The organism is Leptolyngbya sp. FACHB-8, assembly GCF_014695575.1.
GTDB lineage: Bacteria > Cyanobacteriota > Cyanobacteriia > Elainellales > Elainellaceae > Vacuolonema.
In genome coordinates this window covers 1-26,487 of the sequence record NZ_JACJOO010000032.1, presented here as the reverse complement: position 1 = coordinate 26,487, position 26,487 = coordinate 1, and the positions used below count along the sequence as shown (strand labels likewise).

Annotated in this window: 25 protein-coding genes and 1 other RNA gene; 14 read left to right on the top strand and 12 right to left on the bottom strand. The window is 52.4% G+C overall.

The features are described 5' to 3' along the window. Positions 1-378: 378 nt before the first annotated feature. The 3 genes from mdh to H6F91_RS06600 form a co-directional block, all read right to left on the bottom strand. Entirely contained in the window at positions 379-1,344 is a 966-nt protein-coding gene (mdh, locus tag H6F91_RS06610; RefSeq protein ID WP_190773286.1) for a malate dehydrogenase, read from the bottom strand. Positions 1,345-1,802: 458 nt separating this feature from the next. Beyond that, entirely contained in the window at positions 1,803-2,018 is a 216-nt protein-coding gene (locus H6F91_RS06605; RefSeq protein ID WP_190773287.1) for an NAD(P)H-quinone oxidoreductase subunit O, read from the bottom strand. Between the two features lie 197 nt (positions 2,019-2,215). Further along, on the bottom strand, positions 2,216-3,049 hold the full coding sequence (locus H6F91_RS06600) for a DNA-formamidopyrimidine glycosylase (protein WP_190773288.1): 834 nt from the start codon (positions 3,047-3,049) through the stop codon (positions 2,216-2,218). 308 nt (positions 3,050-3,357) lie between these two features. On the opposite strand from H6F91_RS06600, the gene H6F91_RS06595 reads away from it, so the two are divergent. From H6F91_RS06595 to H6F91_RS06560, 8 genes are all read left to right on the top strand, one after another. Then, entirely contained in the window at positions 3,358-3,852 is a 495-nt protein-coding gene (locus H6F91_RS06595) for a cupin domain-containing protein (RefSeq protein ID WP_190773289.1), read from the top strand. A 312-nt stretch (positions 3,853-4,164) separates the two neighbouring features. Further along, on the top strand, positions 4,165-6,027 hold the full coding sequence (locus tag H6F91_RS06590) for an NAD(P)H-quinone oxidoreductase subunit F (RefSeq protein ID WP_190773290.1): 1,863 nt from the start codon (positions 4,165-4,167) through the stop codon (positions 6,025-6,027). Positions 6,028-6,095: 68 nt separating this feature from the next. Then, positions 6,096-7,604, top strand: coding sequence for an NADH-quinone oxidoreductase subunit M (locus tag H6F91_RS06585; RefSeq protein ID WP_190773291.1), 1,509 nt, complete (start codon positions 6,096-6,098; stop codon positions 7,602-7,604). Between the two features lie 144 nt (positions 7,605-7,748). Further along, positions 7,749-8,363, top strand: a complete 615-nt coding sequence (locus H6F91_RS06580; RefSeq protein ID WP_242035664.1) for a CDP-alcohol phosphatidyltransferase family protein — start codon at positions 7,749-7,751, stop codon at positions 8,361-8,363. A 232-nt stretch (positions 8,364-8,595) separates the two neighbouring features. Continuing rightward, positions 8,596-9,882, top strand: a complete 1,287-nt coding sequence (locus H6F91_RS06575; protein ID WP_190773302.1) for a CO2 hydration protein — start codon at positions 8,596-8,598, stop codon at positions 9,880-9,882. Positions 9,883-10,603: 721 nt separating this feature from the next. Further along, complete coding sequence (locus H6F91_RS06570) at positions 10,604-11,428, top strand: hypothetical protein (protein WP_190773292.1); 825 nt, start codon at positions 10,604-10,606, stop codon at positions 11,426-11,428. 251 nt (positions 11,429-11,679) lie between these two features. Next, the gene (locus H6F91_RS06565; RefSeq protein ID WP_190773293.1) at positions 11,680-12,351 is read left to right on the top strand and encodes a DnaJ domain-containing protein; all 672 of its coding nucleotides are present in this window, start codon (positions 11,680-11,682) and stop codon (positions 12,349-12,351) included. A 10-nt stretch (positions 12,352-12,361) separates the two neighbouring features. Beyond that, positions 12,362-12,634 carry a DUF3143 domain-containing protein gene (locus tag H6F91_RS06560; protein WP_190773294.1) on the top strand — a complete coding sequence of 91 codons (273 nt, stop codon included), beginning with the start codon at positions 12,362-12,364 and terminating at the stop codon, positions 12,632-12,634. A gap of 200 nt (positions 12,635-12,834) precedes the next feature. On the opposite strand, the gene H6F91_RS06555 is transcribed toward H6F91_RS06560, so the two are convergent. The 3 genes from H6F91_RS06555 to H6F91_RS06545 all read right to left on the bottom strand — a co-directional run bounded on the left by H6F91_RS06555 (position 12,835) and on the right by H6F91_RS06545 (position 14,928). Further along, a complete protein-coding gene (locus H6F91_RS06555; RefSeq protein WP_190773295.1) occupies positions 12,835-13,746 on the bottom strand; it encodes a pentapeptide repeat-containing protein in 912 nt (303 codons plus the stop codon). 101 nt (positions 13,747-13,847) lie between these two features. Beyond that, the gene (locus H6F91_RS06550) at positions 13,848-14,642 is read right to left on the bottom strand and encodes a pentapeptide repeat-containing protein (protein WP_190773296.1); all 795 of its coding nucleotides are present in this window, start codon (positions 14,640-14,642) and stop codon (positions 13,848-13,850) included. A gap of 13 nt (positions 14,643-14,655) precedes the next feature. Beyond that, the gene (locus tag H6F91_RS06545; RefSeq protein WP_190773297.1) at positions 14,656-14,928 is read right to left on the bottom strand and encodes a hypothetical protein; all 273 of its coding nucleotides are present in this window, start codon (positions 14,926-14,928) and stop codon (positions 14,656-14,658) included. 349 nt (positions 14,929-15,277) lie between these two features. Between H6F91_RS06545 and H6F91_RS06540 the strand changes: the two genes are divergently transcribed. Then, positions 15,278-15,865 (top strand): LemA family protein, encoded by a 588-nt coding sequence (locus tag H6F91_RS06540; protein ID WP_190773298.1) that lies wholly within the window; start codon positions 15,278-15,280, stop codon positions 15,863-15,865. A 146-nt stretch (positions 15,866-16,011) separates the two neighbouring features. Next, on the top strand, positions 16,012-17,955 hold the full coding sequence (locus H6F91_RS06535) for a M48 family metallopeptidase (protein WP_190773299.1): 1,944 nt from the start codon (positions 16,012-16,014) through the stop codon (positions 17,953-17,955). 145 nt (positions 17,956-18,100) lie between these two features. Here the strand turns inward: H6F91_RS06535 and H6F91_RS06530 are convergent, their stop codons facing one another. Next, entirely contained in the window at positions 18,101-18,643 is a 543-nt protein-coding gene (locus H6F91_RS06530) for a DUF1643 domain-containing protein (protein WP_190772767.1), read from the bottom strand. A 41-nt stretch (positions 18,644-18,684) separates the two neighbouring features. Here H6F91_RS06530 and H6F91_RS06525 point away from each other — a divergent pair, with 41 nt between their 5' ends. Continuing rightward, a complete protein-coding gene (locus H6F91_RS06525) occupies positions 18,685-19,623 on the top strand; it encodes a DUF4349 domain-containing protein (RefSeq protein ID WP_190772766.1) in 939 nt (312 codons plus the stop codon). Positions 19,624-19,829: 206 nt separating this feature from the next. On the opposite strand, the gene H6F91_RS06520 is transcribed toward H6F91_RS06525, so the two are convergent. The 3 genes from H6F91_RS06520 to ndhC are packed head-to-tail and all read right to left on the bottom strand — an operon-like array spanning position 19,830 to position 21,446. After that, on the bottom strand, positions 19,830-20,363 hold the full coding sequence (locus tag H6F91_RS06520) for an NAD(P)H-quinone oxidoreductase subunit J (protein ID WP_190772765.1): 534 nt from the start codon (positions 20,361-20,363) through the stop codon (positions 19,830-19,832). Beyond that, positions 20,356-21,093, bottom strand: coding sequence for an NADH dehydrogenase subunit K (locus H6F91_RS06515; RefSeq protein WP_190772764.1), 738 nt, complete (start codon positions 21,091-21,093; stop codon positions 20,356-20,358). The genes H6F91_RS06520 and H6F91_RS06515 overlap by 8 nt, the downstream gene beginning before the upstream one ends. Next, on the bottom strand, positions 21,084-21,446 hold the full coding sequence (gene ndhC, locus H6F91_RS06510; RefSeq protein ID WP_190772763.1) for a photosynthetic/respiratory NAD(P)H-quinone oxidoreductase subunit C: 363 nt from the start codon (positions 21,444-21,446) through the stop codon (positions 21,084-21,086). Before ndhC ends, H6F91_RS06515 begins: the two co-directional genes overlap by 10 nt. 483 nt (positions 21,447-21,929) lie before the next feature. On the opposite strand from ndhC, the gene H6F91_RS06505 reads away from it, so the two are divergent. Together H6F91_RS06505 and rnpB are read left to right on the top strand one after the other, a co-directional pair. Beyond that, positions 21,930-22,580 (top strand): hypothetical protein, encoded by a 651-nt coding sequence (locus H6F91_RS06505; protein ID WP_190772762.1) that lies wholly within the window; start codon positions 21,930-21,932, stop codon positions 22,578-22,580. A gap of 173 nt (positions 22,581-22,753) precedes the next feature. Beyond that, positions 22,754-23,139, top strand: an RNA gene (rnpB, locus tag H6F91_RS06500) — RNase P RNA component class A. 99 nt (positions 23,140-23,238) lie between these two features. Here the strand turns inward: rnpB and H6F91_RS06495 are convergent. Next, positions 23,239-24,099: a carbohydrate ABC transporter permease gene (locus H6F91_RS06495; protein ID WP_190772761.1), complete on the bottom strand. Its 861-nt coding sequence runs from the start codon at positions 24,097-24,099 to the stop codon at positions 23,239-23,241. A 189-nt stretch (positions 24,100-24,288) separates the two neighbouring features. On the opposite strand from H6F91_RS06495, the gene H6F91_RS06490 reads away from it, so the two are divergent. Further along, a complete protein-coding gene (locus tag H6F91_RS06490; RefSeq protein ID WP_190772760.1) occupies positions 24,289-24,984 on the top strand; it encodes an aldehyde oxygenase (deformylating) in 696 nt (231 codons plus the stop codon). Positions 24,985-25,108: 124 nt separating this feature from the next. Here H6F91_RS06490 and H6F91_RS06485 read toward each other — a convergent pair whose 3' ends face one another. Continuing rightward, positions 25,109-25,750, bottom strand: coding sequence for a DUF4142 domain-containing protein (locus tag H6F91_RS06485; protein ID WP_190772759.1), 642 nt, complete (start codon positions 25,748-25,750; stop codon positions 25,109-25,111). Positions 25,751-26,487 lie beyond the last annotated feature (737 nt).

The window sequence follows — 26,487 nt, the reverse complement described above, 5'->3', positions numbered from 1 at the left end:
TTGTAAGCCCCATACCAACCGTGAAGAATCAGAGGCAGATATTAAGTTCTTCTCAAGATCGATGCTTCATGGAACTCTAATAGAAGCGAATTGCCCTCCAACTACGTAAAGCATTACCTTTGCACCCCAGATTCCCCGTTTCTTAAGGAAACCAGGGATTTAATTTTTTGGGGGTATTTCCATGCCACAGAACTCAAGAGAGGCCAAACCCTACTTCGGATCAAGACCCGGACCTGCATCATTCAGGCTGGTGAGGAGCTTCAGGGTATCCGACATAAAGACTTTGTTGAAATAGGATTACCCAAATTGTAGGAAACTATTTTTACAAAAACACCAGACACCGGGTGTTTTTAGAACCACCCGGTGTCTTAGCCTTCATCACAGCAACGCCAACGCAGTTTGGGTTCCCTGACGCACAGCTTCAGCGGACTCGTGCAAAGCTTCCAGTTCGCGATCGCTCAATTCCAACTCCAGAACTGTCTCTACCCCACGACACCCCAGCCGTGCTGGAACGCCGATGAACACATCCTCTAACTTGTACTGCCCTTCCAGGTAGGCCGCGACGGGCAGGAGGCGGGAGCGATCGCGCAAAATCGTATCTACCATCACACAGACCGAGGATGCAGGCGCATAGTACGCCCCTCCGGTTTGCATCAGTTCTACAATTTCTGCGCCACCATTACGGGTACGTTCCACTAAACGGTTAATGGTTGCAACGTCCAGTAATTCCGTGATAGGAATTCCGTTCACGGTAGAGTAGCGGGGCAACGGCACCATCAAGTCACCATGACTGCCCAGCACCATTGCATCCACATCGGCCGTCGAAACCCCCAGTTCCATCGCAATAAATGTCTCGAACCGGGATGAATCGAGAATACCAGCCATCCCCATGACCCGTTGGAAAGGAAGCCCGCTCACCTTCCAGGCCATGTAAGTCATGACATCCAGGGGATTCGTGACAATGATGAACAGGGCATCAGGGGAGTGGGCGATCGCCTGCTTCACCGCACCCACCACAATCTGTGTATTAGCCTTCAGCAAATCATCACGAGTCATCCCTGGCTTTCGAGGAAAGCCTGCGGTAATCACCACAATGTCAGAACCGACGGTATCGGCAAAATCAGTAGTGCCCAAAATGGTGCGATCATGACCTTCAATGCCGCTAGCTTCCATCAAATCCAGGGCAACCCCTTTCGGGCGGCCTGGCGCGATATCCAGCAACACAACATTGGCTAAATCTTTTTCAACAATTCGCTGCGCCAGGGTGCTACCCACATTTCCAGCACCGATGACGGCAACCTGCGCAGCTTTACAAGTAGGGAGATGAGAGGACGATAGTTTCATGGCTCTGAAGAGAAAAACGGCCAGCCCGTCACGCTTGCTTCCACCATAGCTAGCGATCGCCCTGATCCGTGAGATCTCATCAAATTAATTAATGAGGTAGTTTTCTAGGCCTGTTGGATAACCTGAGTTCGGGTTAAGGGCGTTTTCGAGTGCCGCGCGTTGCGCGGCACTCGAAAACGCTCATTTTGGCGTGCGCAAAGCGCACGCCAAAATGAGCACTTCAGCTTATCCCGAACTGAGGTTTGGATAGGGTGTGGAGGAGGGAGCACAAAGTGCTTCTTCCCCCACACCCCATCCACAGGTTTGAAGCATGACCAGAAATGATATAAAAAACGTTTGAGGAATTGGCTTTTTCCGGTGCAGCACACTGAAAAGCCAATTCCTCAAACTAAAAATAGTAGAGGTGCAAAACACCTCCACTAATCTAAATATTTGCAACAGTTGAAAACCGCTACTAATTACTCAAACTTTTCCAATTGGTCAGCGCGGATCCAGAAGGAAGGGGTTGGTACTCGACCAAACTTGACAAACATATAGTCTCCCCGGATGTCTAAAACCTCACCTTTGGTTTCAAAAATGTAGGGTGAGAACCGCTGATCACTGGCGGATCCTTCCAAACTTCCCTCAAGCTTCTCGCGGACGACCCGCACAGTATCCCCCTTCTTAATGGCCATAGTACCCTCCCTCATGCTTCACATTTCTTCCAGCATTGTAAGGCTCTCACTTCCCCTTAAGCAGTAGGAAGAGCTTTTGCTTTTTTGATAGCGACTATTGGGAAGGCAGAGGACGGAGGGAAGAAGGCAGAGGGCAGAAGGAAATATCTGTAAATTCGATCCTTCTACCTCTTACCTCCTGCCTCCTGCTTTCTGCCCTACTTCTGACAATCCTTACAAAAATGCGCCGATCGCCCTGCCAGCTTCAATCGCTGAATCAACCCACCACAGTTTCGGCAGGGTTCGCCTTCTCGGTCATACACCCAAGCCTTATGCCCATAGTTGCCGTTGATACCTTCCACATCGCGAAAGTCGCTGAAAGTGGTGCCTCGCGCTTCGATCGCATCTGCCAAGACCTGCTGAATCGCCGCGTGGATCTTCTTATAATGCTTCGGACGTAACTTCAGGCATAGCTGCTGAGGCCGAATACCACTTAGGAAAAGGGCTTCATCAGCATAAATATTGCCGATGCCTGCCACCACGGCCTGATCCAGCAACGCGTTCTTGATGGGTCGCGCCCGATTCTGTAGTTGTGCCATTAAATAGTCGACGGTGAAGTCTGTGGATAACGGTTCTGGTCCAAGGGATTGCAATCCGGTGATCACCCGTTCGGGTACAACTCCTGGCGGCACGTACCACATTTGTCCAAAGGTGCGCTGGTCCACATACCGCAATTCTCGCCCCTCACCCATAAACAGGCGCACTCGGCAGTGTTTCTGAAGCGGTTCGTCAGGAGCTGTCCATAAACATTGCCCCGTCATGCGAAGGTGAACGCCGAGCCAGCCAGCCCCGTCTTCCAGTTCACCGATGAGGTACTTGCCGCGACGGTGCCATTGGGCGATCGCCGTCCCCTTTAACCCCGCTAAGAAACCGATGGGATCTGGGTGGGCGATCGTGCGCTCTAGCAACACGTCCCCTCCGGTAATGGACTGGTGCAGTGTTGTCTGATTCAGCCCTCGACGCACCGTTTCAACTTCAGGCAGTTCTGGCACAGGTCATCATCGCAAGTAGAACGTTAGGACTACTCTATCGAATTTTGCCCGTTACTGAATGGAGCGTTCGCTCCATTCAGTAACCCAAATTTTGCAGGAACCAGACACCGGGTGTTTTTAGAAAGACCCGGTGTCTTAGCTTGGCTTATAGCGCTGTGCGGGTTGATTAAGTACGGTGGTGTGGAGCACTTCGTGCTCCACACCACCGTTGCTGTACTTAACGCACTTGCCCATTGCTATATGCACAATAGTTGTGATGATGAAGGTTAGGGTGGCGATCGCCCATAGTTTTCTCCATTCCCTGGTCTATGACTCCTCCCTACAACAAAGCTCATTTCGACTTCGCGAATCTGCCCTACCTCACTAGCCCACGCCGCCAACTCAACTTGCAAGGGGTTGCACTGGGGCTAATTTCCCTGCCACCCGATGAAGGATATACCTTCACCCATACTCACGCAGAGCAGGAAGAGGTTTATATTGTGATTGAGGGCAACGGTTTTCTGTTGCTCAATGGAGAATTGGTATCATTAGAGCCAGGAGACATTGTGCGCGTATCTCCTGCTACAAAACGCGCGTTAAAAGCAGCTTCCCTATCGAAACTATTGGTTATTTGTGTGGGAGCAGTGCCCGTTGGATACCCGAAGGATCCCAACTCTCGGTATATGATTGACGATGGTGTTCCTGATTATGATGATGTGCCGCCATGGTATGCAGGACGGGACGACATCGCAACTCGCAATGCCACTCTTAAGGAAAGAATGTTACGAGCAGAAGAAAAACGACGGCGAAAGCAGTCGGGGTAGCCGCATCAGCCACATCTAGCCATTGCTCCTCATTCTCAAATGAATCAGAAAAATTAATTGGATACGGGGTTGATCGGAGAACTTATTCGATTAATATTGTTTTAAGGATAGACGTTTTTCAATGATTCTTATGGTTCCCATAGAGTCGTTTCTATCCTTTTCATTTCGGGGTGAACAGTTCTCACACTGGTGAGATCACCCCGGTTGTCTAAGCACTAATTACCTAGAGTTCGCGTATCCGCTGCTCTCGATCAATTTCCGTTTTGGGAATTGGTCACAGGTTTGTTCAACTTCAATCTGGGGCTGAGGCTGATGACTTCCTTGTTCGCACAAACCGCCTGGTTGGTTCCAATCTATCCATTGGTGGGGATGCTGCTGTCGGTGATCTGGTTTCCTTCCGTCACGCGACGCACAGGTCCCCGTCCTGCTGGCTACGTCAACGCCTTCATGACGTTCTTTGCCTTCGTGCATGCGCTGCTGGCTTTTCCCGCTGTGTGGAATCAGCCTGCGATTTACGAATACTTTCCCTGGCTGCAAGTAGCTGGGCTCGATCTCACCCTTCCGGTGATGATTTCGAGCCTGACTGTCGGAGCCATGATCCTCATCACTGGGATAAACCTGATGGCTCAAATTTATGCCATTGGTTACCTGGAGATGGATTGGGGTTGGGCTCGATTCTACGCCCTGCTGGCCCTCTTTGAAGCGGGGATGTGTGGCCTGGTTTTGTGCGACTCGTTGTTCTTCGGCTATGTCATCCTCGAAATTTTGACCCTCGGTACTTATCTCTTAGTGGGTCTGTGGCTGAACCAATCCCTGGTCGTGACAGGGGCGCGGGATGCGTTCCTGACCAAGCGAGTCGGTGACTTGTTCCTGCTAATGGGCGTTTTGGCGCTATATCCTCTGTCTGGAACCTGGAATTTTACTGAGTTAGCTGAGTGGGCACAAACCGCGCAGGTTGATCCAAAACTGATGGCGCTGGTCGGTTTGGCTCTGCTGGCAGGCCCCATGGGTAAGTGCGCTCAGTTCCCGCTGCACCTGTGGTTGGATGAGGCAATGGAAGGTCCCTTCCCCAGCACGATTCTGCGGAACTCTGTAGTTGTGGCGACGGGTGCCTGGATTCTGGTGAAGATGGAACCGGTGTTGGCTCTGTCTCCTTTTGTGATGTCGGCGGCGATCGCCATTGGTGCCATCACCGCTCTCGGCGGCACCCTCATCTCCATCGCCCAAATTGATATTAAGCGTGCCATTTCCTATCTCGTCAGCGCTTACATGGGTCTAACCTTCATTGCAGTGGGTACTGGCCATGTTGATGCAGCTCTGCTAATCGTTCTGACCCATGCGATGGCCATGACCGCTCTGGTGATGAGCAGTGGTTCCATCGTTCTGAACAACATCACTCAAGACTTGACTCAACTGGGTGGCCTGTGGAAGAAGCGCCCTGTTACTGGCTTGTCCTTCGTTGCGGGTGCGTTGGGTCTGGTGGCTCTGCCTCCCCTGGGTGGTTTCTGGTCAATGCTGAATCTGGCGGATGGTATTTGGCAAACTAGCCCAGTGATTCTGGGTCTGCTGCTATTGATCAATGCGTTGTCGGCCTTCGCAGTAGTTCGGGTATTTGGTCTGATTTTCGCTGGTGATACTAAGCCGATGACCTTGCGATCGCCCGAAAACCTCTGGCCTGTCACCCTCCCCATGGTCTTCGGTGCTGCCTTCACACTGCACCTGCCCCTGGTTCTACAAAGTCTGCACCTACTGCCTGACTGGGCCGTGCTGAACAAAGATGTAGCGCTTATGCTCACTTGGTCGAGCATCTTCGGTCTGAGCCTCGGTGCTGTTGTCTACATCGGCAAGTTCATTCCCAAGCCCGTGCAACTTCCCTGGAAAGGTTTGCAAGACCTATTTGCCTACGACTTCTACACCCCCCGCATCTACAAGTCCAGTGTGGTTGGCAGTGTCGATATCATCTCCCGCATGACAGATTGGTTCGATCGCTACTTCGTTGATGGTCTGGTGAATGCGGTCGGTCTGGCCTCCATTCTGGGTGGCGAAACCCTGAAGTACAGCACCACCGGAAAGGGACAGTTCTATATGCTCACGATCGCTCTGGGTACGGTGCTGATTGGTGTTCTGATGAGCTGGTCGTTCCTGTCCCGCGTGTCCCTGGTATTTGGCAGCTAATCTGCCGCTGATTCCTCTGAGCACTTGCGTTTCGTTACGATTTGCCCTTTCAGGAAGAGACTTCGATCATGTTGAGTTTGTTGATTTGGATTCCCATCATCGGTGCCGGAGTGGTGGCCTTCGCCCCCGGCAACGTGTCGGGCCTGCAGGCTCGTTGGGGTGCAGCAGCGGTTACAGCCTTCACCCTGGTTCTTTCCCTGGTGGTTATGTTCCAGTTCAATCTGGGCGACACCGGAATGCAGTTTGTAGAAAACATTCCCTGGATTGAGCAACTGGGTTTGAACTACCAGTTGGGTGTAGATGGACTGTCTCTGCTGATGCTGGTGCTGAATAGCCTGCTGACGCTGATTGCCATTCTAAGCACCAAGACCGACATCGAGCGACCCCGCCTTTACTACTCCATGCTGCTGCTGATTGTGGGCGGCGTTGCGGGAGCCTTCGCAGCACAGAACTTACTGCTGTTCTTCCTGTTCTACGAACTGGAGTTGATTCCCTTCTACCTGCTGGTGTCCATCTGGGGCGGTAGCAAGCGGAGTTACGCAGCCACCAAGTTCTTGATTTACACAGCAATTTCCGGTGCGCTGATTCTGCTCGGTTTCCTTGGTCTGATCTGGTTTACGCACTCCACCTCCTTTGCCTTCGAATCCCTGCTGGGTCAAACCTTACCCCTGGGGATGCAGATCCTTCTACTGAGTGTGCTGCTCGTCGGCTTCGGTATCAAGATTCCCCTGGTTCCCTTCCACACCTGGCTACCGGATACCTATGTTGAGGCTTCGGCTCCCGTTGCCATTCTGCTGGGCGGGGTTCTGGCAAAACTGGGCGCTTATGGTATCTTCCGCTTCGGTCTGGGGCTGTTCCCTGAAGCCTGGAATACACTGTCTCCCTGGTTAGCAATCTGGGCTGCGGTCAGCATTATGTATGGTGCGTTGGCGGCGATCGCCCAAAAAGACATCAAGCGCATGGTGGCTTACAGCTCCATCGGTCACATGGGTTACATCCTCCTCGGTGGCGCAGCTCTAACCGCCCTCAGCGTGGTTGGTGCAGTGTCTCAGATGGTGGCCCACGGTTTGATTCTGGCAGTACTGTTCAATCTGGTCGGTGTGATTGAAGCCAAAGTTGGCACCCGTGAACTGGATGTATTGAATGGTCTGATGAACCCAATCCGCGGTCTCCCGGCTACGGCTTCTCTATTGGTGGTGGGCGCGATGGCCAGCGCTGGTATCCCCGGTCTGGTAGGCTTCATTTCAGAATTCCTGATTTTCCAGGGCAGTTATGCTCGGTTCCCCCTCCAAACCCTATTTGCGGTGGCTGGTACCGGTCTGACAGCGGTGTACTTTGTGATTCTGCTGAATCGCACCTGCTTCGGTAAGCTGGATAACAAAACGGCTTACTATCCCAAAGTGACGACTGCCGAGAAAGTGCCAGCTCTCGTACTGACCATTCTGATCCTCTTCCTGGGCATTCAACCCACCTGGTTAGTGCGCTGGCTGGAGCCTACGAGCACAGCGATGGTTGCGGCAGTACCCACTGTTGAACTGCAACAAATCGCTATCAATCCTGAGGTTGCCCCGAACTAAGTACCAATCGGATGTTGAAGTTTCCCAGGAACCTGGGCTTCTAAAATTCCAACAAGCAGCAAATTCTTCCTGAACCTTCTCAACTCAACCCCAGGCAATTGCAAAAGCGGCAATGGCAAGCGAAATCCTACACGGGTATCGGTTATGACAGAGCTAGTCTTTCTCGAATCGATTCCTATGGTCTCTTCCATTCCGATGTTGCTGGTTGCCCTGCGTATTGCGATCGCCCCCTTCCTCCTCTGGGATTCCCTGGACGGACAGGTGGGCACCGGGTTCCTGGTGGCCTACGTGGTAGCGGTTCTCTCCGATATTTTTGATGGCGTCATCGCCCGTCGGTTGGGAGTCAGCACTGCTGGATTAAGACAGGCCGATAGTTGGGCCGATCGCCTTCTATATGTCTGCATTGCGATCGCCGCCTGGCTTACCCACCGAGACATCATCCTGGCCTTTCAGGTTCCCTTGCTCACGGTGTTAGGACTGCAAGCGCTCTGGTGGGTGATTAATCTGGTCAAGTATGGCCAGCCCGCCTGTTACCACACTTACACGGCAAAAGCCTGGGGTTTGAGTTTACTGGTTGCGACGCTGATGTTATTTGGAGCGAGTTATGGCGGATGGGCGTTGGGGTTGGCGATCGCCCTTGGCATCATTCACACCCTGGAAGAAATCGCCATGACCCTCATCCTGCCTACCTGGCAACACGACATCCCCAGTTTGTTCCATGCCTGGAAACTTCGTCAGCAACCTTCCATCCAACCATAGTCAACCATAGGCAAAACCTTGGGGGAACCCAGACAAAATACAGGGGTAAAACCTGAACGCAATTGGATCTTGTGTCCCCCCACCCACCTACAGTGAAGAACAAAGCCAAGCTCTGACGGTTGAACATCTCCCAAATCTGTTCACATTACCGAGAAAGCCAATGACTGCCACCCTCCCACCCCGGACTTCCACCCCCGAAACTCCTCCCGTTGCTCCCTCCCGTCCCCCCTCCATGGCGGCAGAAAAAATTCCCCCTTCCACCCACGAGTTCGCCGACATTATCCATCGGATGGAAGCAGGCGGCTCCATGTTGCCTGACACCCAGGAAAACCTGATGCAGATCATTGGCATCTACAAGGCTTACGCCGTGCCAATGGACTTCTACTGGCGCGATCTGCTCTACATCGCCGAGCGTGTTTTCCTCAACCCCCTGCCCTTCTTCAAGTACTTCCTGCCCAAGGACTACCTGAAGCTGAACAACCACTACTCCGGGGACAATGCCGACCTGCGCATCTGGCGGGGCACGGGCGAAGCACACCCCGAATTGCTGGAGTTCATGGAGAAGGGTGAGGTGAAGAAAGGGGTGCCCCGTTTGCTGCACCACTGGTATCACGATCGCGTCAACATGGAGTTCGCGGAAGAGTGCATGCGCTCCATGCTGTGGCATGGTCGAGATATGGGCTATGGCCAGTTTGACGCGTACCTCGACAGCGACGAGTACAAGGCCAACGCCGATCGCGCCATCCGCGCCTTCTTCAAGAAGAACCCCATGATGATGAGTCTGTACAAGATGTTCCCTGATATGTTCATGGAACAAGTACGGCAGATGTCTTACTACGCCAACCTGGGTCTATTCTGGGAAGTGATGGCTCCGGTGTTCTTCGAGATGTCGGACATCTACGATGAGGGTGGCTTTAAGGGCGTGCCCGATGCGATGAACTTTTTGGTGAATGGGATTTTTGCGATCGCCGGTCGCCCCATCTATCACCACGTTTACATCGATGGCGAGTGTTTCGAAATCATTCCCAAGTCGAAGGGTTTCACCTGGCTTTACGAAGCAGCTCTGCCCTATGTGGAAGCCGTGTTCTACCGCACGTCTCCTTTCCGGGGCACCAAGTCCTACAACGCTCAGGCGAAGCAGGTTCCCGACGAGCAGAAAGACTTCCACTACGGCGTACTGTATGCCGACAAGTTCCCCGTTGGTACAGCTGGAATTCCCCCCACATTGCTGATGCAGGACATGCTCCACTTCCTTCCTCCTTATCTGGTGGAGTACTACAAGGAGCATTGCCGGGGTGAGGATGACCAGCTAGTACAGTTGGCTGTTACCTTCCAGCGATCGATGTACAACGTGACCTCTGCGGTTATCCAGGCGCTTCGCACAGCCCTGCTCTATCCGCTAGATGATCCCAATCCTGAGCACCTGATGGCGAACCGGAAGTTCTTCGAAGCGCAACTCAGCCGCTTCCTTCGCCCCGAGTCTCGAATTCGCGAAATTCAATCTGCCGACTATCGCTAAAGAGTGCAGATTTGAGAATTGTGGGCCGGGTGTCTTTACCAGGTCTGGCAAGATGCCCATCCACAATAAGGCAGTCTATTGAGTGCATAAGTTTTGCATTCTCTGGACTTGCCAAATCGGCAAGGGCAATTTTTGGGAGATGGTTGCTGATGCCGATAGGTAGCGAAGCCTTCTCTAACAAGAATCAATGCCTTTGGCCACACAGGGCGTGTGGAGTTGGTCAAAGTATTCTTCGGAAGAATTATCTTTCAGATCACCCTAAGCCTTGTTCAAGAGATTTTGAGTCGATGGGCTCAAAATCCAAACCTAGTTTCATCAGCCTGATTGAAGTCTCTCAGCAAGGTGTGAACTCTCACACCTTGTTTTTCGTCTTTCTTGGCAGAGAGGGCACAAAACTCTGACAGGTGCGTTTTGAGATACTGGATTGGTTGCAGAGATCTAGCTTGGAGGCGCGTCGCCCTCCAAACCTCCCGACTGAGAGACGGAGAGGCCCGTCCCCCCAGTTGGGGGGTTTGGGGGGGCGACGCGCCCCCAAGCAGGGTTAGACGCGTCCCCAAGCAAAGCCTAAACTTGCCCAAACCTTTTCAGACAACCCCGTCAGCAACTTCTGATAATTGCGATGAATAGAGGGGCTTTGCATTAGACTGCTTGCATAGGGATCTTGATCATTAAATTTCATCGATAGCAAAATTACAGTGACATAAAGTCGGAGGTATCCAGCGTGGACGAATTGAGGGCAGCCCTGGAATTGGCCAGTGACGAGGAATTAGAGCTATTAACGGACATCCTGTTCCGCCGCCAATTCAACCCGCTGGATTACGTGTGTACCCCCGATCCCATCGATGTACGTAGCCAAGACCGCGAAACCTGGCTTTATGTGTTAGAAGAACGCTTTCGTTTCCTGGCCGCAGACGGCGTAACAGTACTCCGAGGCAACACGAACAAACTCACCTACCACCAGGTTCTGACCCGAGTCTGCCGCTATTTAAAGATCCCCTATTCGCAGTCTTTCTCGACAGAAGACTTGGAGGCTGAGATCTTTCTACATCTTCTACACCGAGCCTGGGAGAAGATGCCCCCCAAAGAACGGCGAATCCTCAACGGGCAACTCCAGGAAGCCGTTTCAGGGTCTGAGCTGGCAAAGCAGCTCCCCACCTCAGTACAGCTTGATCCAGCCCGATTACTCCTGAAAGGGGGAAGCGTTGTAGCGATCAATTCCGTGGTGCGCCCCTGGTTGTTGCAACAGATGGCGCGGCAATTCATGCTGCACGTCGCCACCTATCAAGTGGCCCGACAGGCAGTAGAAGCAGGGGCGATCGCCACTCAAGTTGCCGCCCAGAGTGCTTACCGCACCATGAGCCTCAGTGCCGCCCGTTATGGAGCGGTCCGTTCGGTCTTCGCCTTCCTCGGCCCCGCACTATGGGTATGGCTGTTTGCAGATTTGGGATGGCGGGCGATCGCCACCAACTATGCCCGTGTCATCCCCGTCGTCTTCACCCTGGCGCAAATCCGCCTGACTCGGGGTGGAATGTATCAGCCCGCTTGAGATCTTCCTGACAAGCGGCTTTAGAATAAATGCAAGAGTGGGGTGGGATCTGGCCCAAACGGGCAGGCAAGATGCCCACCCCACAAAAGCTGTAGGTAATCTAGTGCCTGTTTCTCAGAAAATTGAGCAATAGATAACAAAAAGGGGTTCAATGGGTCCAGCGAAGGTATTTTGCAGGGAACGCCAGAATCCCAGTTAAAATAGCGAAATGCTCCGTTTAAGGACTTTGTTGACGCCCTGGAGGTTGGCGCGTGTCGGAGGTCAAGCCGAGTTCCACGTACTATGATTTGTTGGGGGTCACTCCGGGAGCGTCGGTGCAAGACATCCGGCGAGCTTACCGTGAGTTGAGCAAGCTCTATCATCCGGACACCACGCAGCTACCTGCTGCTGAGGCAACGGAAAAATTTCAAGAATTAAACGAAGCCTACGCCACCCTCTGCAACCCCGAACGTCGGGCGACTTATGATTTGCGGAATGGGTACTCACGGGTGCGGGTGATGCGCCCTGAGATTCCTCTGAATCAGCACCCCCCCGAGGGACGGCGTCCTCGGTCGTCGGCATATTTAGACCCAAGCGATCGCCCCCTCTCCGCTGGGGAAATCTTTGCCCTGTTCATGCTAGGTGTCACATTTTTGGGATGCCTTCTGCTGGTCGTTACCCTCGGGCTAACCCGAGGAGATAACGCCATTCAAACTTTGCAGCAGATTCCTGTGCCTGAACCTGTGCGCCAGGTAATTGAGAAGGTGACGCCTAATCCAGAACCACCGGCCATCGCTCCCCCTCTAGAAACCCCAGTAGACCCACCAGCGGAAATGCCGTCTGACCCTAATTATCCAGAAGAATTGCCCCCAGTAGGAAAGGCCCAGCCCTCTCCTCCGGTGCGGCCCTCAGTCCCCTTCCCTAACCCTTTGCACTTGACGTAACCATTTTCTGATGGCACTTCCTCCTCCTGAGACTCCGATCTATAACCATCCGCTGCCCGAAGTCGAACACTGGCTCTCCATTCAGGGTTGCCAGCGCGACAGTGAAGAACCCAACCGCTGGCATGTGCAAATGCCGACCTGGGAAGCCGAAATTGTTATGGATACAGACGCCTTCCTAGTGCGCTATATCAACGCTGGAGAAGACGGCCGAGATATTGTACGGACGTTCAAATACTCCCTCAGCCGTAAAGACTTAGATGACGTTATCTTCTCTGGACCCTAATTCGGCTTTCACACTTCAAAATTCACTTTGTTGGGCGCTTAAGCTCAGAAACCCGGTGGTTTTTAGAACCACCGGGTTTCTTTAGAGGTCAGCTAACACGTACTTAGAAAATCCACGACCAACCATCTATACTTCTCGCCCTCGCCATAGTTGAAGAGGAGGCAATGCGCCCCCTTCAACCATAGAACGAAACCCAGGACTCAACTGGATGGATAGGTATACTCCACCGTTGGCAGTTCCGTGTCATCCAACCACTCAGCCGTATCTTCAGTTGTAGGCCGAGGATACCAGTTGTACCCCTGGGGCAAAATCGCCGCAGCCAAATTAGCATCTTCCAATACGGCTTCCTCAAGCCGGGTATCGGTCAGGATAGCAGCCCAGAGATCAGCCTGTTTAAAGCAAGTCCCCTTCACTTGGGCTCGGGTCAAATTTGCCTGGGAGAGAAATGCAGTTTCCAGATTAGCTCCTGTTAGGTTCGCTCTCACTAAATTAGCGCGGTTAAGATTTGCACCACAGAGGTTTGCCCCCTGAAGGTTGGCTCCTTGAAAGTTTACGCCATCGAGATCTGACAGAGAAAGGTCAGCCCCCTCTAAAATAGCCCCTTCGAAATTAGCCTGTCGCAGGTCAGCACTCCGCAGATCAGCCTGAGTCAGATCAGCCTGGTTGAGCCGTGCCTGCACTAGGTCAGCTGCACGTAAATCGGCACGATGCAGGTTGCTGCGTAACAACTTGCACTGCTTGAGCCGGGCTTTTCCTAAGACAGCCCGAATCAGAATGGCATCAGTCAGATTAGCTTCGCTGAGGTCAGCATTGCGCAGGTCGGCCCGCTGTAAATCAGCCGCTTCCAAATGGCTCCAACGCAGGTCGCTGCGGCTCAATTGAGCTTCGATAAGCGTAGCCTGGCTTAGATCGCTCTTGGTGAGTAGCGATCGCCGCAAATTCACCCCCGTCATATTGGCTTTGATGAACACCGCCCCCGCCAGATCTTGACCTTCCAGGTTCGCCCCCGTGAAGTTGGGTTTGATACCCTGCTTCACCAGGTGCGTTTGTCGCCATTCATTCCAGGAATCCACTCCTTTACGCAGGAGCGCCAGCATTTCTTGATCAGCCATAGTTCAGGTAGGGAAACACGCTAAAGGAGAATAAAAAATTGAGGAAAAAGGGTGATTCCCGGAGGAATATCAGAGCCGAACCTCCATAGGTTAGGAAGCCCTTACCCCAAATCAAAATCGGATAGCTGAAGCTCCGGTACATCCAGATCGGGAGCAAGAATAGCCTCAGTGAGTTGAGCGTTGTCTAGAGTGACACCCAACAGAATGGCGTTACCGAGATCTGCCCCTTCCAGCGACGCACCGTTAAGGTTGGCCCCTGTAAGGTTGGCATGCTGCAGATTTGCTTCACTCAAGGTTGCGCCGCTCAGGTTGGCCCCTGCCAGATTGGCCCCTGCCAGATTGGCACGACTCAAATCCGCCAGACTCAGATTGGCTCCTTGTAGCAACGCACCGGACAGATTCGCTTTAATCAGCAGTGCTCCAATCAACGTAGCTTCGCTCAGGTCAGTCCCTCGCAGGACTGCCCCAATAAGATTTGCCTGGATGAAGTCGCTGCGGTGGGCAATCGCTCCTCGCAAATCCGCTCCTACTAACATCGTTTTGCGACAGCAGGCTTCCAGCAAGAGCGCTCCTACCAGATTGGCATGGGTTAAATCAGCATCTTCCAGTCGCGCTTCACTCAGGTAGGCGTTGCTGAGGTTAGCGCCCTGTAAGTGGGCTCGCTCCAACCTGGCATTCAGCAAAATGCTGTTGCACAAATCTGCTCTCTGCAAGTTGGCCTGGGTCAGTATGGCACCACTTAGGTTGACATCCCGCAGATTGGCTCTGGCGAGATCTGCCTGAACCAATATCACATCTTCCAAATCAGGCGGAGCGGAATGATTTTTCCGCCAGTCATTCCAGGCTTCTACCCCCTGGAAAATGCGCCCTAGGGGAGACGAATCTGTGATGCTCATAACGGCGGTGTTCCTATAGACTTAGGCCACAAAGATCCACAAAATCCAGCCATAGTTTTTTGAGCTCAGGGGAGTAGTTGGCACAATAAATATCTCGAAACCATCCCCTTAACTCTCGATCCGTTTTTTGCAGCGATCGATCCACACGGGCAATAATTTGAGCCACTAAAAACTGATTCTTTTGACGATCAAGCTGATCCGCCCAAAAACGAACTTTATCTGGATCACGCGTCTTAATAATATGGATGAGCTTGGCCGTGAGCGTATCAATCGCGGATGTATCCATTTGGGTAGAAAAGGGAAAGGGAAATAGTTGTCTAATCCTTTCTTCGGGTAGTTTCCCTTAACTCCCGGATCGCCTTTGTAAGGGGTGTTTAAAGTTCGTAATTTGGATAAAGTTTTGTTTGATAAGCGCGGAAATCACGCAGGGTTAAGGCTTTCCAATTTAGTGGCCCGGAATTCTTCTAGAAAATCATGAAGATTAACTAAAGTTGGTGATAGCAAAGCTTAACAATAAACCTTTCCAAAAAAGGCGCGGTTAGGATTGAGTTGCAAAAATGGCATCTATCCCCAGACATATCACCAAGCGACCTGGGCGATGAGCCGCTGAAGTATGTTCTTTAAGGTGAGACAACATGGGCTTATTCATTGCCCTGGTAGTAATTGTGCTGGTGGTTGGTTATATCATCATCGATTCCTATAACCGACTGGTCACTTACAAGAATCGGTATGGTAACGCCTACGCCCAAATCGATGTGCAATTGCGGCGGCGGCATGACCTGATTCCCAACCTGGTGGAAACGGTCAAAGGCTACATGAAACACGAGCGCGAGACGCTAGAAGCCGTTATCACGGCCCGAAATGCAGCCGTTACAGCCACACAACGGGCATCCCAGGCTCCCGGTGACCCCCGAGCGATGGAACAATTGGGCCAGGCTGAAGGTTTACTGACAGGAGCATTAGGCCGTCTGATGGTGTTGTCGGAAGCCTATCCCGACCTGAAGGCCAACCAAAATATGAGCGAGTTGATGGAAGAGCTGCGCTCTACCGAAAACAAAATTTCCTTTGCACGTCAAGCGTTTAACGACGCGGTTACCCTCTACAACACAAAGCGCGAAGTCTTCCCCAGCAATTTGATTGCAAATGCCTTTAATTTCCAGGCTGCTCAACTGCTTGAGGAATCTGCACCCGAAGTCAAAGAAGTCCCTCGAATTTCGTTCTAGACGTTTCATGTTCGTGCGCCTAGCGCACAAATATGAAACCTTTTTACCTCTTACGCTGGTGCAACAAGCCACCCTAAATTTCTTTAAAGGTTGAGTTTTTGCTGTGCTACACCACCAAAAACTCAACCTATATACCTCTTACGCTGATGCAACAATCCACCCTAAATTTCTTCGAGCATCAGGATCAGGCGCGGCAAAATACGCTGTACCTGCTGGTGCTATTTGCGATCGCCCTCCTCGGCATGATCGGGCTATTCTACCTGGCCTCTACAATCGCGTTATTCCGTCGGCTCACCTGGCAGCCTGGCATCCTCGTCCTGGTCAGCTTTGGCGTCATGCTCTTTGTGGGAGCGGGTAGCATATCCAAGCTCATCGCCCTGCGAGGAGGGGGACGGGTTGTTGCAGAAGGGTTAGGGGGACATCGCCTTGGTGCAACGGGTGTTCCGAATGAAGCCGAACAGCAGTTGTTGAATGTTGTGGAAGAGATGGCGATCGCCGCTGGAGTCTCCGTTCCAGCCGTCTATCTCCTCCCGCAGGAACGCAGTATCAATGCCTTCGCCGCTGGCTTTACAACCAACGATGCCGTCATTGGAATTACCCAGGGCTGCCTGGATCAACTCAGCCGGGATGAATTGCAAGGGGTCATTGCCCACGAATTCAGCCACATTCTGAATGGTGACATGCGCCTCAACCTGCGGCTCATGGGGGTGTTACAGGGAATTTTGTTGATCTACCTGGCGGGACGCCTGCTACTGGAAGGGTCGGGACACTCCCGATCCGATAAAGGGGGGAATCAGCTAGCAGTAGCCGGTTTTGCCATGATCGCGGTGGGCATGATTGGGCTGCTCTGCGGCCGTCTCATTAAGTCGGCCGTCTCGCGCCAACGAGAATTTTTGGCGGATGCCTCGGCAGTGCAGTTCACACGCAATCCTCACGGCATTGCTGGAGCGCTGCGTAAAATCGGCGGATTGGGGCATAGTGGCTCGTTGATTCAATCCCCTAAGGCAGAGCAGGCCAGCCACCTCTTTTTCGGCGAAGCTCTTAAGCTCAATTTCTTTGGCGAAGCCTTTGCCACGCATCCCGCCCTCAAAACCCGGATTCGGCGATTAGAGGGGTTAGCAGGCAAAGTATCGACGTTCTCCGAATCCACAACGGCTATGCCCAGAAGCGGCAGCCTGTCGGGGATGGCTGGAGGCGCAGCAATGGGTTTCCAGGGAGGAACACCTTCTGCAACAAAGGAAATTAAGGTGACCCCTGAGGAGGTCGTCGCCTCCATTGGTACGGCAACCGAGGGACATCTCATCTATGCCAAGGCATTGCTCGCGAAGTTGCCAGAATCAGTTCATACAGCAGCTCACCAGCGAGAGGGAGCTCTGGCGATCGTCTACGGTCTATTGTTAGATGGGCAGGATCAGGGGGTACGCGATCGCCAAATCGCCTTTCTCAAGCAAACGGAATTGCCCGATGTTGTGGAGCAAGCCCTACGCCTCCAACCTGACCTCCAAAAACTAGACCCTCGCTTCCGTCTGCCCCTGATCGAGCTCACCATTCCCGCTTTGCGGGAGACCTCCGCCGAGCAATGCAGCCGCTTCCTGAAACAGGTGCAAGCCCTGGTGCAAATGGATCAGCGGGTCACCCTGGCCGAGTACAGCCTACAAGTCGTACTCCACCGTCGCCTCAAATCCTTCTTCTCCCAAAATCAGGAACCCGGCCCCGAAATTACCACCATTGGCCCTCTCTGGAAGGACTGCCTGACCATCCTCTCAGCCCTGGCCCGGGTCGGACATACAACGTCGGATCAGATTGATTATGCCTTCCGCTCGGGCCTATATCGCTTACCCGGCGTCAGCAGCCAGGAAATGCCTAGTGGGCCTGTCAAAGCCGACCTCCAGGCTATTAGTCAAAGCCTGAAGAAGCTGGGCCAGGCCGCACCGAAGCTCAAGCAAGCCATCATCGATGCCTGCGCTCACACCGTTTTGGTCGATAACAAAGTCACCATCCAAGAAGGCGAGCTCCTTCGAGTTTTAGTGATCGCGATGGATTGTCCGATTCCACCATTTCTAGATTCGACACCCTGGCAGAAGGGATAAGGAGATTTCCAGTAATGAAATTACCCCCAGGATGTTGGTGCTTTGCCCGCTTCGCGGGCAAAGCACCAACATCCTGGGTAAATTCTTATGCAGAAACCTCCTAAATGTTTGAGGCATGAAACTGTAGGTTTCAAGTTCCAAGCATTTATTCTTTTCGGATAAACTGTTGCAACCTCGTATCGCGCTTAACGTAGAGTGGGTGACGAGGTTGCGCCGATTGATTGACCCCAAGACAGTGCAGAGGCGTTGAGGAAAGAAGATTAAGGAGGGTGCGATCGCGCCCCAACCAGCTCCTCCAATTTCCCCAGGCCACCACCACTTTTGCAGCAGACTCTACGGCCTCCAGGATGTATCGGTCGTTGTCATCTCCAATAGGCTGCAAACTGCATCGTAAATCTCGCGGTAATGTGGCTCGATACGCAAATAAATTGACAATTTCAACACTGCCATAGTCCCAAACCTTTGCGAACTGGCGACAACTACGAATGGTAGGGTCATCCTTCGCAGCGTCCGCTGTACTGGGGTTCAGCATAATGAACGCAATGCTTGGAGCTTCAGGGTTCCAGCACCGCCACAGGGTATAGCGATAGGTCTGGGTTGCATCAAAAACGGCACCTTGGGGCTCGTTCCACCGCAGAAGCGTTGCGGAATCTGCAACCGTATCATTTGTGCGATTGAGTCGTTCCATACTGACGATTAACGCACCTCGATCATACGGGAGTTCACCAAATGCGGCATCCCCTTCACCTCTCTTCTGCTACGGTTTGGCTGACGTTATTGTTGAGTACGGTGCTGGCCAGTTGCGCCTCAGCTCCAATGAACACTACCTCAGAAAGCCGTGCAGAGCCGGCCTCTGCACCCATGCCTGCGCCGGTCGCGGAGGGTGGCCTCGCGCAGATGGCAACGGATGCTAAAGCGGCTCCGCCACCTCCGAGCGGTGGGGCTACTGTTCCTCAAGCCGAGCTGAAGATGGTGCGCACAGCACAGATGCGCCTGGATGTGGAATCTGTGAGTGAGGCCCTGGAGAAGATGGAGGCGATCGCCCGTCAACATCAGGGCGACATCATCGGTTTGCAAGAACAGGTGCCTCAGGATAGGGGTGAACGCCACACGGCCACTCTCACCCTGCGTGTTCCTCAGGCTCAGTTAGATAAAGCGTTGGACGCATTAACTCCACTGGGCACAGTGCAAAATCAATCGATCACCGCTGAGGATGTCTCGACCCAGTTAGTAGACTACCAGGCCCGCCTGAAGAACCTCCGCCAAACCGAGGAGATGCTGACCAACATCATGAAGCGGGCTGGTGACATGGCTGACGTGCTCCGGGTTGCCCAGGAAATTAGCAATGTGCGCCAATCCATCGAGATGCTGGATGCACAACTGACGAATTTGCAAAACCAGGTAGCCTATTCGACGATCACGGTGACGGTGCAGGAAACAGTACCAACCTTAGGGACCCAACAGCCGGTGGGAGAGGCGATCGCCAACACCTGGCAACAGGCGACCCATAGCGTCGGTGCCTTCACGGTCTTCCTCCTGAAATTCTTGACCTGGCTCGCTGCCTACAGCCCTTACCTGTTCCTCATTCTGCTAGCCGCCTGGTTCTACCGCCATCAGCGCCAAGGCTCCACCACTCTACGCCCTCCTACCGATTCTCCCGAAGGCTAAAGCTTTTTAGTCTTCTGCGCCAATAAAAAAGGGGCGGTCACCGACCCCCCTTCCCTCGTTGTAGTTTGAGAATACCCTAGACGTCCTAAAAAGCTAACTCTATAACCTTTAAACGTTAGGGAATGGTGATTTTGTAAACAAAAGGCGGTGGAAGCAACCACCGCCTTTCATTTGTTTTGACGTACCGTACTGTAAACGGTTCCGCCTTAATACGCGTCTTGCAGCTCGAAGAAGTCAGGCGAGATGTAATCCTTCCGGAGAGGATAGCCGACCCAATCTTCAGGCATCAGAATGCGCTTTAAGTTGGGATGCCCTTCGTAGACGATGCCGTACATGTCATAGCTCTCGCGCTCATGCCAATCGGCTGTCTTCCAAATCCAGTAGACGGAAGGAACACGGGGATCTTCACGAGGAACGAAGACCTTAACACGAACTTCTTCCGGGCGATCGGCGTTATCCGACAGCTTGATCAGATGATAGGTACTCACCAAATCTCCACCAGGGCCGGTGTCGTAAGCACACTGACACTGGAGGTAGTTGAACCCATAAGCATACAGAGCAGTCGAGAACGGAATTAAGAATTCGCGATCGACGCGCAATACTTCAACACCAAGGTGATCGGGTTCTAGAACTTCGTGATCAAACTCGTTCTCGGTCAACCACCGGGAAACCTTTCCCGCTTCGATAATGGGGGCTGCTTCAGAAGCCTGCTCTGCGGGTTTTGGAGTTTCTTCAGCCACGATTCACAACCTCCTGGTCAGCTTGTTGAAGTGCAGGGGAAACAGGCATCCCCATAGCTTCCATAAGTTCTTTGGGAGGAGCTTTGCGGGTTGCTTGCTCCATATATTGGCCCGTCAGCAGAGGAGCGGTCTCCTTCAGCTTATGGTTGACGGTGTAGTAGCGATGGCTGGGCTCAATGATGTCGCGGTCTGCAAAGGTTTCCGCCGAAATCTTCTTCCGCAGCTTGATAATTGCATCCATGATCGCCTCAGGGCGGGGAGGGCAACCGGGGATGTAAACATCCACAGGAATGAGCTTGTCAACGCCGCGCACGGCAGTTGGGGAATCCGTGCTGAACATCCCGCCCGTGATGGTGCAAGCGCCCATAGCAATCACATACTTGGGATCGGGCATCTGCTCATACAGGCGCACCAGGGCCGGAGCCATCTTCATGGTGATGGTGCCTGCAGTGATGATCAAGTCTGCCTGACGAGGGGCTGAACGGGGCAGCAAACCAAAACGGTCAAAGTCAAAGCGAGAGCCGATCAGTGCGGCGAACTCGATGAAGCAGCAGGCAGTGCCGTAGAGCAAAGGCCAGAGGCTCGATAACCGCGCCCAGTTGTAGAGGTCATCCACTGTCGTCAGGATGACGTTTTCGGAAAGATCTTGAGTCACGGTAGGCTTGCCAGCCGGGCTCAAAATCTTTCCAGCGGGATCATAATTTGTCACGGTGTCAGGGTTTAAGACCATTCCAGTGCTCCTTTCCGCCAGGCGTAAACAAGACCGACAACTAGAATTGCAACGAAAACCAGTGCCTCCAAAAAGGCCAGCAGACCCAGTTGGTTGAAGGCAACGGCCCAGGGGTAGAGGAAAACCGTCTCTACGTCAAAGATGACAAACACCAGGGCGAACATGTAGTACCGGATGTTGAATTGAATCCAGGCACCACCAATGGGTTCCATCCCCGATTCGTAAGTCGTCCGTCGTTCAACCCCTGTACGCTTGGGGCGCAAAATCTGGGAGGTGACCAGGGCAATCACGGGCACCAGGGCGCACACTAGCAGAAAGCCCAAAAAGTATTCGTAGCCGCTCAGGACAAACACGCTGCAACCTGCCTGCAATAGTTGAAGTTACTAACACTGTATCGCTTTTTGTCGAGTTGTTGCGTTCCAGCAGCTCTGCTAGCCTTCAGCATTTCTTTGGGATTGGGTAGGAGATACCTATACCCAGAATTTAGTAATGCACAGGATGTATTTTTCTCTATTTCTACTCAGCACAACCTCAGCAATTCTCATTTTGAACTGAAGCCTGAAAATAGCCTGCCGAAGGCAGGCTATTTTCAGGCTTTGAAGCCAAGAGTTCGCGCCCGACGGGCGCGAACTCTTGGCTTCAAAGCTCATAATGAGAATTGCTGCATCTCTCTCAGAGGAATTGAAGCACAACTATATAGATAGACAGTATTTTTCAATCCAGGAGGTACGGGAAAAGGCACAGGTGCCTGCACAGAAAACTATTCAGAGCCCTACGACTTGGGACACAATTAAACTTTAAGCTTGTTCAAAGAATGGCCTGCTGCCTCCTACTCTATGCCTTCTCTTGACATTGTCATCCTGGTGATTTACCTGTTCACGTTGGTTTACGTGGGCTATCGCGCCATCAATAACCTGGAGGATCGGGCATCGGTAGTGATGGATCAGGGGGCTTTAAAGGCACAGTTGGAGGAGCAGGGGCTGGGGCAAGCGATCGCCGTCAAAGTTCCCCTCAAAGGCCAGTACGGGTTCGAGCCCATTTCTGACCTATCTGTCAGCATTACTAATATGTCAGAGGTGCCCTTTTATGTGGATTGGGACCGCTGTACACTGACAAACTTTACGGGGCGATCGCGCCGTGTTATCCGCATCACCCCCACCCTGAACCTCGACCTCTCCCAGGCTCAAATCTTCAGTGTTGCTGCCCCCGGCCAAACCCTCAGCGAACGGCTTGTAGCAGAAGACATGCTCAAGGCCAAACCTGAAGGTGGCGTACAAATTGCAGCCCCGCTCGTAGACTTGGGGCCCATTGCAGCTCTCCCCGAAGATAAACAACTAGAGTTTTCCCTGCGTTTAGTGCTACGTCGGGTCACGGAGGTCACCCCTCGCGTCGACGACAGCATCGTTACTCACTCGATTACCTGCCGCTTCGTTGTCCGTCGTGTCCCATGGGATCAGGATTTCCCATGGAAAAAGAAGGCTCCATGAAGTATTCCTTAACCGTGAGTCCGATGGTTTGCAGTGAATTGCTGCGAACCATCGGACTCACCGCTATATAGCGACGTGCAAGCTCGTTAACTACAGTACGGTGTTGTGGGGCGCTGAGCATCCCACAACACCGTACTGAATAAACCCGCGAGCGCTATACACTGGAATTGGGAAGAGGAGGCGAGGCGGCTGCGGATTCCGTTGGAATCTGAGGAAAGTCCGGGCTCCCGAAAGACCAGACTTGCTGGGTAACGCCCAGTGCGGGTGACCGTGAGGATAGTGCCACAGAAACATACCGCCGATGGGGCTTCGGCCTACAGGTAAGGGTGCAAGGGTGCGGTAAGAGCGCACCAGCAACATCGAGAGGTGTTGGCTCGGTAAACCCCGGTTGGGAGCAAGGTCGAAGGGGCAACGGTTGGTCTTTTACCGGCTCCGAGGAACGGGGCAACTCGTTCCTGCCAATCCGCTTGAGGTGTTCGGTAACGGGCATCCCAGATAGATAGCTGCCCATGGGGGCTTGCCCCCGGGAACAGAACCCGGCTTATGTCCGCCTCTTCCCTACCCATTTTGAGAAAGTTTTGCTGCCGCTAGGCGGCAGCAAAACTTTCTCAAAATGTTTTTTTGGCTGTAGCCACCCAAATGCACTGGTTACAACCCACTAATTCTTAATTCCTGTTGCAGCAATTCCTTGAATAAATTGCCGTTGCCCCAATAGAAAGAGAATGATGACGGGGATAGTGGCTATCATCACCGCTGCCATCAACAGCGACCAGTCGTTGGTAAACTGCTCCTGAAATTCGGCCAGGGCGAGTTGTACAGTGCGAAGTTCCGGGCGGGTTGTGAAGACGAGGGGTTTAAATAGATCGTTCCACTCACCAATGAAGGTGAAGAGAAAGAGGGTTACCAGAGCGGGACGAGCCAAGGGAAGCATCACACGCCAGAGAATTTGCCAGCGGGTTGCACCATCCAAAGCAGCGGCCTCTTCCAACTCAACGGGAATGGTTTGAAAAAATTGACGCATTAAAAAGATGCCGAAGCCACTGGCTGCTGTAGGCAGAATCAGTGCGCCATAAGTATTGATCAGGTGGCCCCACTTCAACACGAGGAAAATGGGAATTACGAGCAGTTGAAATGGGATGACTAGAGTAGCCAGGATAATCAATAAGATGGCTTCCCGGCCCCGAAAGCGAAGCCGCGCCAGGGCATAACCAGCCAAGGCCGACGTGATGATCTGGAGAGCCGTTACCGCCAGAGCCACAAAGGTAGAATTGGCAAAAGCTAACCAAAAATTTCCCCGAGCCCAAGCCTGCTGGTAGTTTGCGAGGGTTAGCCCCTTTTTTGCCGCTTCTCCCAGAAGAGCAGGCGGCGTGAGCGAGGTGAGCAGCACAACTCCAAGGGGGTACAGCACTAGACCCGCGCCGATGAGGAGCAGAAGGGGATTGAGCCAGGTAGCGATCGCCCCATAGGACAGTTGAGGGAGCGGCGATCGCCCGTCCCCAGTCCGGCTAGAAAAACCCATAATATATAGATCCGGATTTATGAAAAAACCAGCGATTTTATCATGAATCCTCCCGACAAGATTTGACAAGGGCTGCCCTGAACCCATTAGAGTAGAGACTGATAGAAACCCTAAAAGGTGTTGAGATCGCTCTTGGTACAGTCAAAAACGGGTATCAAGGCCGTACATTCCGCAGGAGATTGCAATATTATGCCGCAGCTTGAGCTTGGTTCCGAACTGGACTTCCATAGCGAAGTTTACAAAGATGCCTATAGCCGCATCAATGCGATCGTGATTGAAGGCGAAGAAGAGGCATTTGCAAACTATCAACAACTGGCAGAGCTGATGCCCGAGCACAAGGACGAGCTAATTAGCCTCTCCAAAATGGAAAACCGCCACAAGAAAGGCTTCATGGCATGTGGCAAGAATCTGGAAGTCACCCCCGATATGGAGTTCGCGAAGGAATTCTTCGCAGACCTGCATCGCAACTTTCAGGAGGCTGCGGCTCAAGGCAAGATTGTCACCTGCCTGCTGATCCAGTCGCTCGTTATTGAGTGCTTTGCGATTTCGGCTTACAACATTTATATTCCAGTGGCCGATGATTTCGCTCGTAAAGTAACCGAAGGCGTGGTGAAAGACGAGTACATGCACCTCAACTTTGGCGAAGAGTGGTTGAAGAAAAACTTTGAAACAGCAAGAGCAGAATTAGAAGACGCTAACCGTCAAAATCTACCGTTGGTATGGCGCATGCTGAATCAGGTAGAGGATGATGCTCGCGTGCTGGCTATGGAAAAAGAAGCCCTGGTAGAGGACTTCATGATTAGCTATGGGGAAGCCCTGAGTAATATTGGCTTCACCACCCGCGACATTATGCGGATGTCAGCCTATGGCCTCACCGCTGCATAGTGTTTAAGGCATTCTAAAAAAATAGGGCGCGTCACTTGGTGACGCGCCCTATTTTCTGTCTAGATTCGGTTGGGGTCGGAATTTCTGAGGAGTCAAAGACTCCTCAGAAATTCTTAGTCCAGCTTTAGCGAACTGGCTGCATTTCCTGGCCGGGTTGCGTGTTACCGCCCGTCCGAATGCCATTCATTTGCTGTGCCATCTCATAATGCTCACCAATGTTGGGCAACAGTTGAGCTGCATAGCTTCTCAAACCTTGATCTTGCCCATAGCCAGACTGGGTTTGGAACAGAGCAAAGGCACGCAGGTGCGCGTCTCTCTGAACATCCATGTAAGCCTGATCGAATTGACGGCCTGAAAGTTGGGCTAGCTGTTGAGCGATCGCCTGATTCAACGGATCAACGGGCTCATCAGGCAGCTCGATACTGCGCTGTTCAGCATAGTTAGTCAAAATTTCGTTCGCACGCGTATGCTCGTTGATCATGCGCTGGGCGTACTGGCGAACCATATTATCTTCAGAGCGTTGCAATGCTAATTGAGAGGTTGCAATCTCAGCATTATTGCTCTGAAAAGCATGGGTCACAAACTCGCGGTCAAGCGAGGAAATCTGATTGCGAGCGGAAGGGTTCACATTTTGAGTGCTGGGGGAATTATTCATCCCAGGACGCGACATTTGGGCAAAAGCCGGAAGGGATACACAGGAGGCGATCGCCGCAATACCAACAACGCTCGTGAGGCGCTGGGTCAATTTTTGATTCCACTGAGTCATGATGCAAAATCTCCGAGTTCAGGATGTTGGGCTATAGCCTTCTTTCTCATCAAGGTAGAAGTTCATCACAAGACAACCCTCCATCACAAGGTGAATCAGGTCTATGCCTCCGGAGTTGATCCTAAATTACAGCAGGGTCATCAATTTTCTCAGTTCATAACTGATAGAAATTTCGCTTCAAAAAACAAAGACAAATGAAGAAGCACTGGTTCTAGAGTCCTCCAGGGGTAAATATTCTGGCATGTGTTTTTAATAGCAGGGCCAGAACTTACGAATGTTGCTTAGCTACCTAAGCAGCTCAACTCAATTAAACTCCTAGCCATTTTTATTACAGCGCTTTTCAAGCACCTAAAATCTGGTTGTTTTTTGAGAGCCGCGCGAAGCACGGCTCTCAAAAAAAACTGTGGCTGATTCAAGTGCAAAGCGCTATACGACAAAAGAAGTGAGGCAGCGCAACACCCCGCCTCACTCCTTTTGTCGTAACTAACCTCAGTTCGGGATAAGCTGAGGTGTTCATTTTGGCGTGCGCTTCGCGCACGCCAAAATGAGCGTTTTCAAGTGCCGCGCGTTGCGCGGCACTTGAAAACGCCCTTAACCCGAACTCAGGTTAACTAACTTGGCCAGGCATAAGGAGATTTCCAGTAATGAAATTACCCCCAGAATGTTGGTGCTTTGCCCGCTTCGCGGGCAAAGCACCAACATTCTGGGTAAATTCTTATGCAGAAACCTCCTAAGTG

Excerpts from the sequence above, each read along its gene's own strand:
- mdh (WP_190773286.1), bottom strand. The coding sequence starts at position 1,344 with ATGAAACTATCGTCCTCTCATCTCCCTACTTGTAAAGCTGCGCAGGTT.
- H6F91_RS06605 (WP_190773287.1), bottom strand. The coding sequence starts at position 2,018 with ATGGCCATTAAGAAGGGGGATACTGTGCGGGTCGTCCGCGAGAAGCTT.
- H6F91_RS06595 (WP_190773289.1), top strand. The coding sequence starts at position 3,358 with ATGACTCCTCCCTACAACAAAGCTCATTTCGACTTCGCGAATCTGCCC.
- H6F91_RS06590 (WP_190773290.1), top strand. The coding sequence starts at position 4,165 with ATGACTTCCTTGTTCGCACAAACCGCCTGGTTGGTTCCAATCTATCCA.
- H6F91_RS06585 (WP_190773291.1), top strand. The coding sequence starts at position 6,096 with ATGTTGAGTTTGTTGATTTGGATTCCCATCATCGGTGCCGGAGTGGTG.
- H6F91_RS06580 (WP_242035664.1), top strand. The coding sequence starts at position 7,749 with ATGACAGAGCTAGTCTTTCTCGAATCGATTCCTATGGTCTCTTCCATT.
- H6F91_RS06575 (WP_190773302.1), top strand. The coding sequence starts at position 8,596 with ATGGCGGCAGAAAAAATTCCCCCTTCCACCCACGAGTTCGCCGACATT.
- H6F91_RS06560 (WP_190773294.1), top strand. The coding sequence starts at position 12,362 with ATGGCACTTCCTCCTCCTGAGACTCCGATCTATAACCATCCGCTGCCC.
- H6F91_RS06555 (WP_190773295.1), bottom strand. The coding sequence starts at position 13,746 with ATGGCTGATCAAGAAATGCTGGCGCTCCTGCGTAAAGGAGTGGATTCC.
- H6F91_RS06550 (WP_190773296.1), bottom strand. The coding sequence starts at position 14,642 with ATGAGCATCACAGATTCGTCTCCCCTAGGGCGCATTTTCCAGGGGGTA.
- H6F91_RS06545 (WP_190773297.1), bottom strand. The coding sequence starts at position 14,928 with ATGGATACATCCGCGATTGATACGCTCACGGCCAAGCTCATCCATATT.
- H6F91_RS06540 (WP_190773298.1), top strand. The coding sequence starts at position 15,278 with ATGGGCTTATTCATTGCCCTGGTAGTAATTGTGCTGGTGGTTGGTTAT.
- H6F91_RS06535 (WP_190773299.1), top strand. The coding sequence starts at position 16,012 with ATGCAACAATCCACCCTAAATTTCTTCGAGCATCAGGATCAGGCGCGG.
- H6F91_RS06530 (WP_190772767.1), bottom strand. The coding sequence starts at position 18,643 with ATGGAACGACTCAATCGCACAAATGATACGGTTGCAGATTCCGCAACG.
- H6F91_RS06525 (WP_190772766.1), top strand. The coding sequence starts at position 18,685 with ATGCGGCATCCCCTTCACCTCTCTTCTGCTACGGTTTGGCTGACGTTA.
- H6F91_RS06515 (WP_190772764.1), bottom strand. The coding sequence starts at position 21,093 with ATGGTCTTAAACCCTGACACCGTGACAAATTATGATCCCGCTGGAAAG.
- H6F91_RS06505 (WP_190772762.1), top strand. The coding sequence starts at position 21,930 with ATGCCTTCTCTTGACATTGTCATCCTGGTGATTTACCTGTTCACGTTG.
- H6F91_RS06495 (WP_190772761.1), bottom strand. The coding sequence starts at position 24,099 with ATGGGTTTTTCTAGCCGGACTGGGGACGGGCGATCGCCGCTCCCTCAA.
- H6F91_RS06490 (WP_190772760.1), top strand. The coding sequence starts at position 24,289 with ATGCCGCAGCTTGAGCTTGGTTCCGAACTGGACTTCCATAGCGAAGTT.
- H6F91_RS06485 (WP_190772759.1), bottom strand. The coding sequence starts at position 25,750 with ATGACTCAGTGGAATCAAAAATTGACCCAGCGCCTCACGAGCGTTGTT.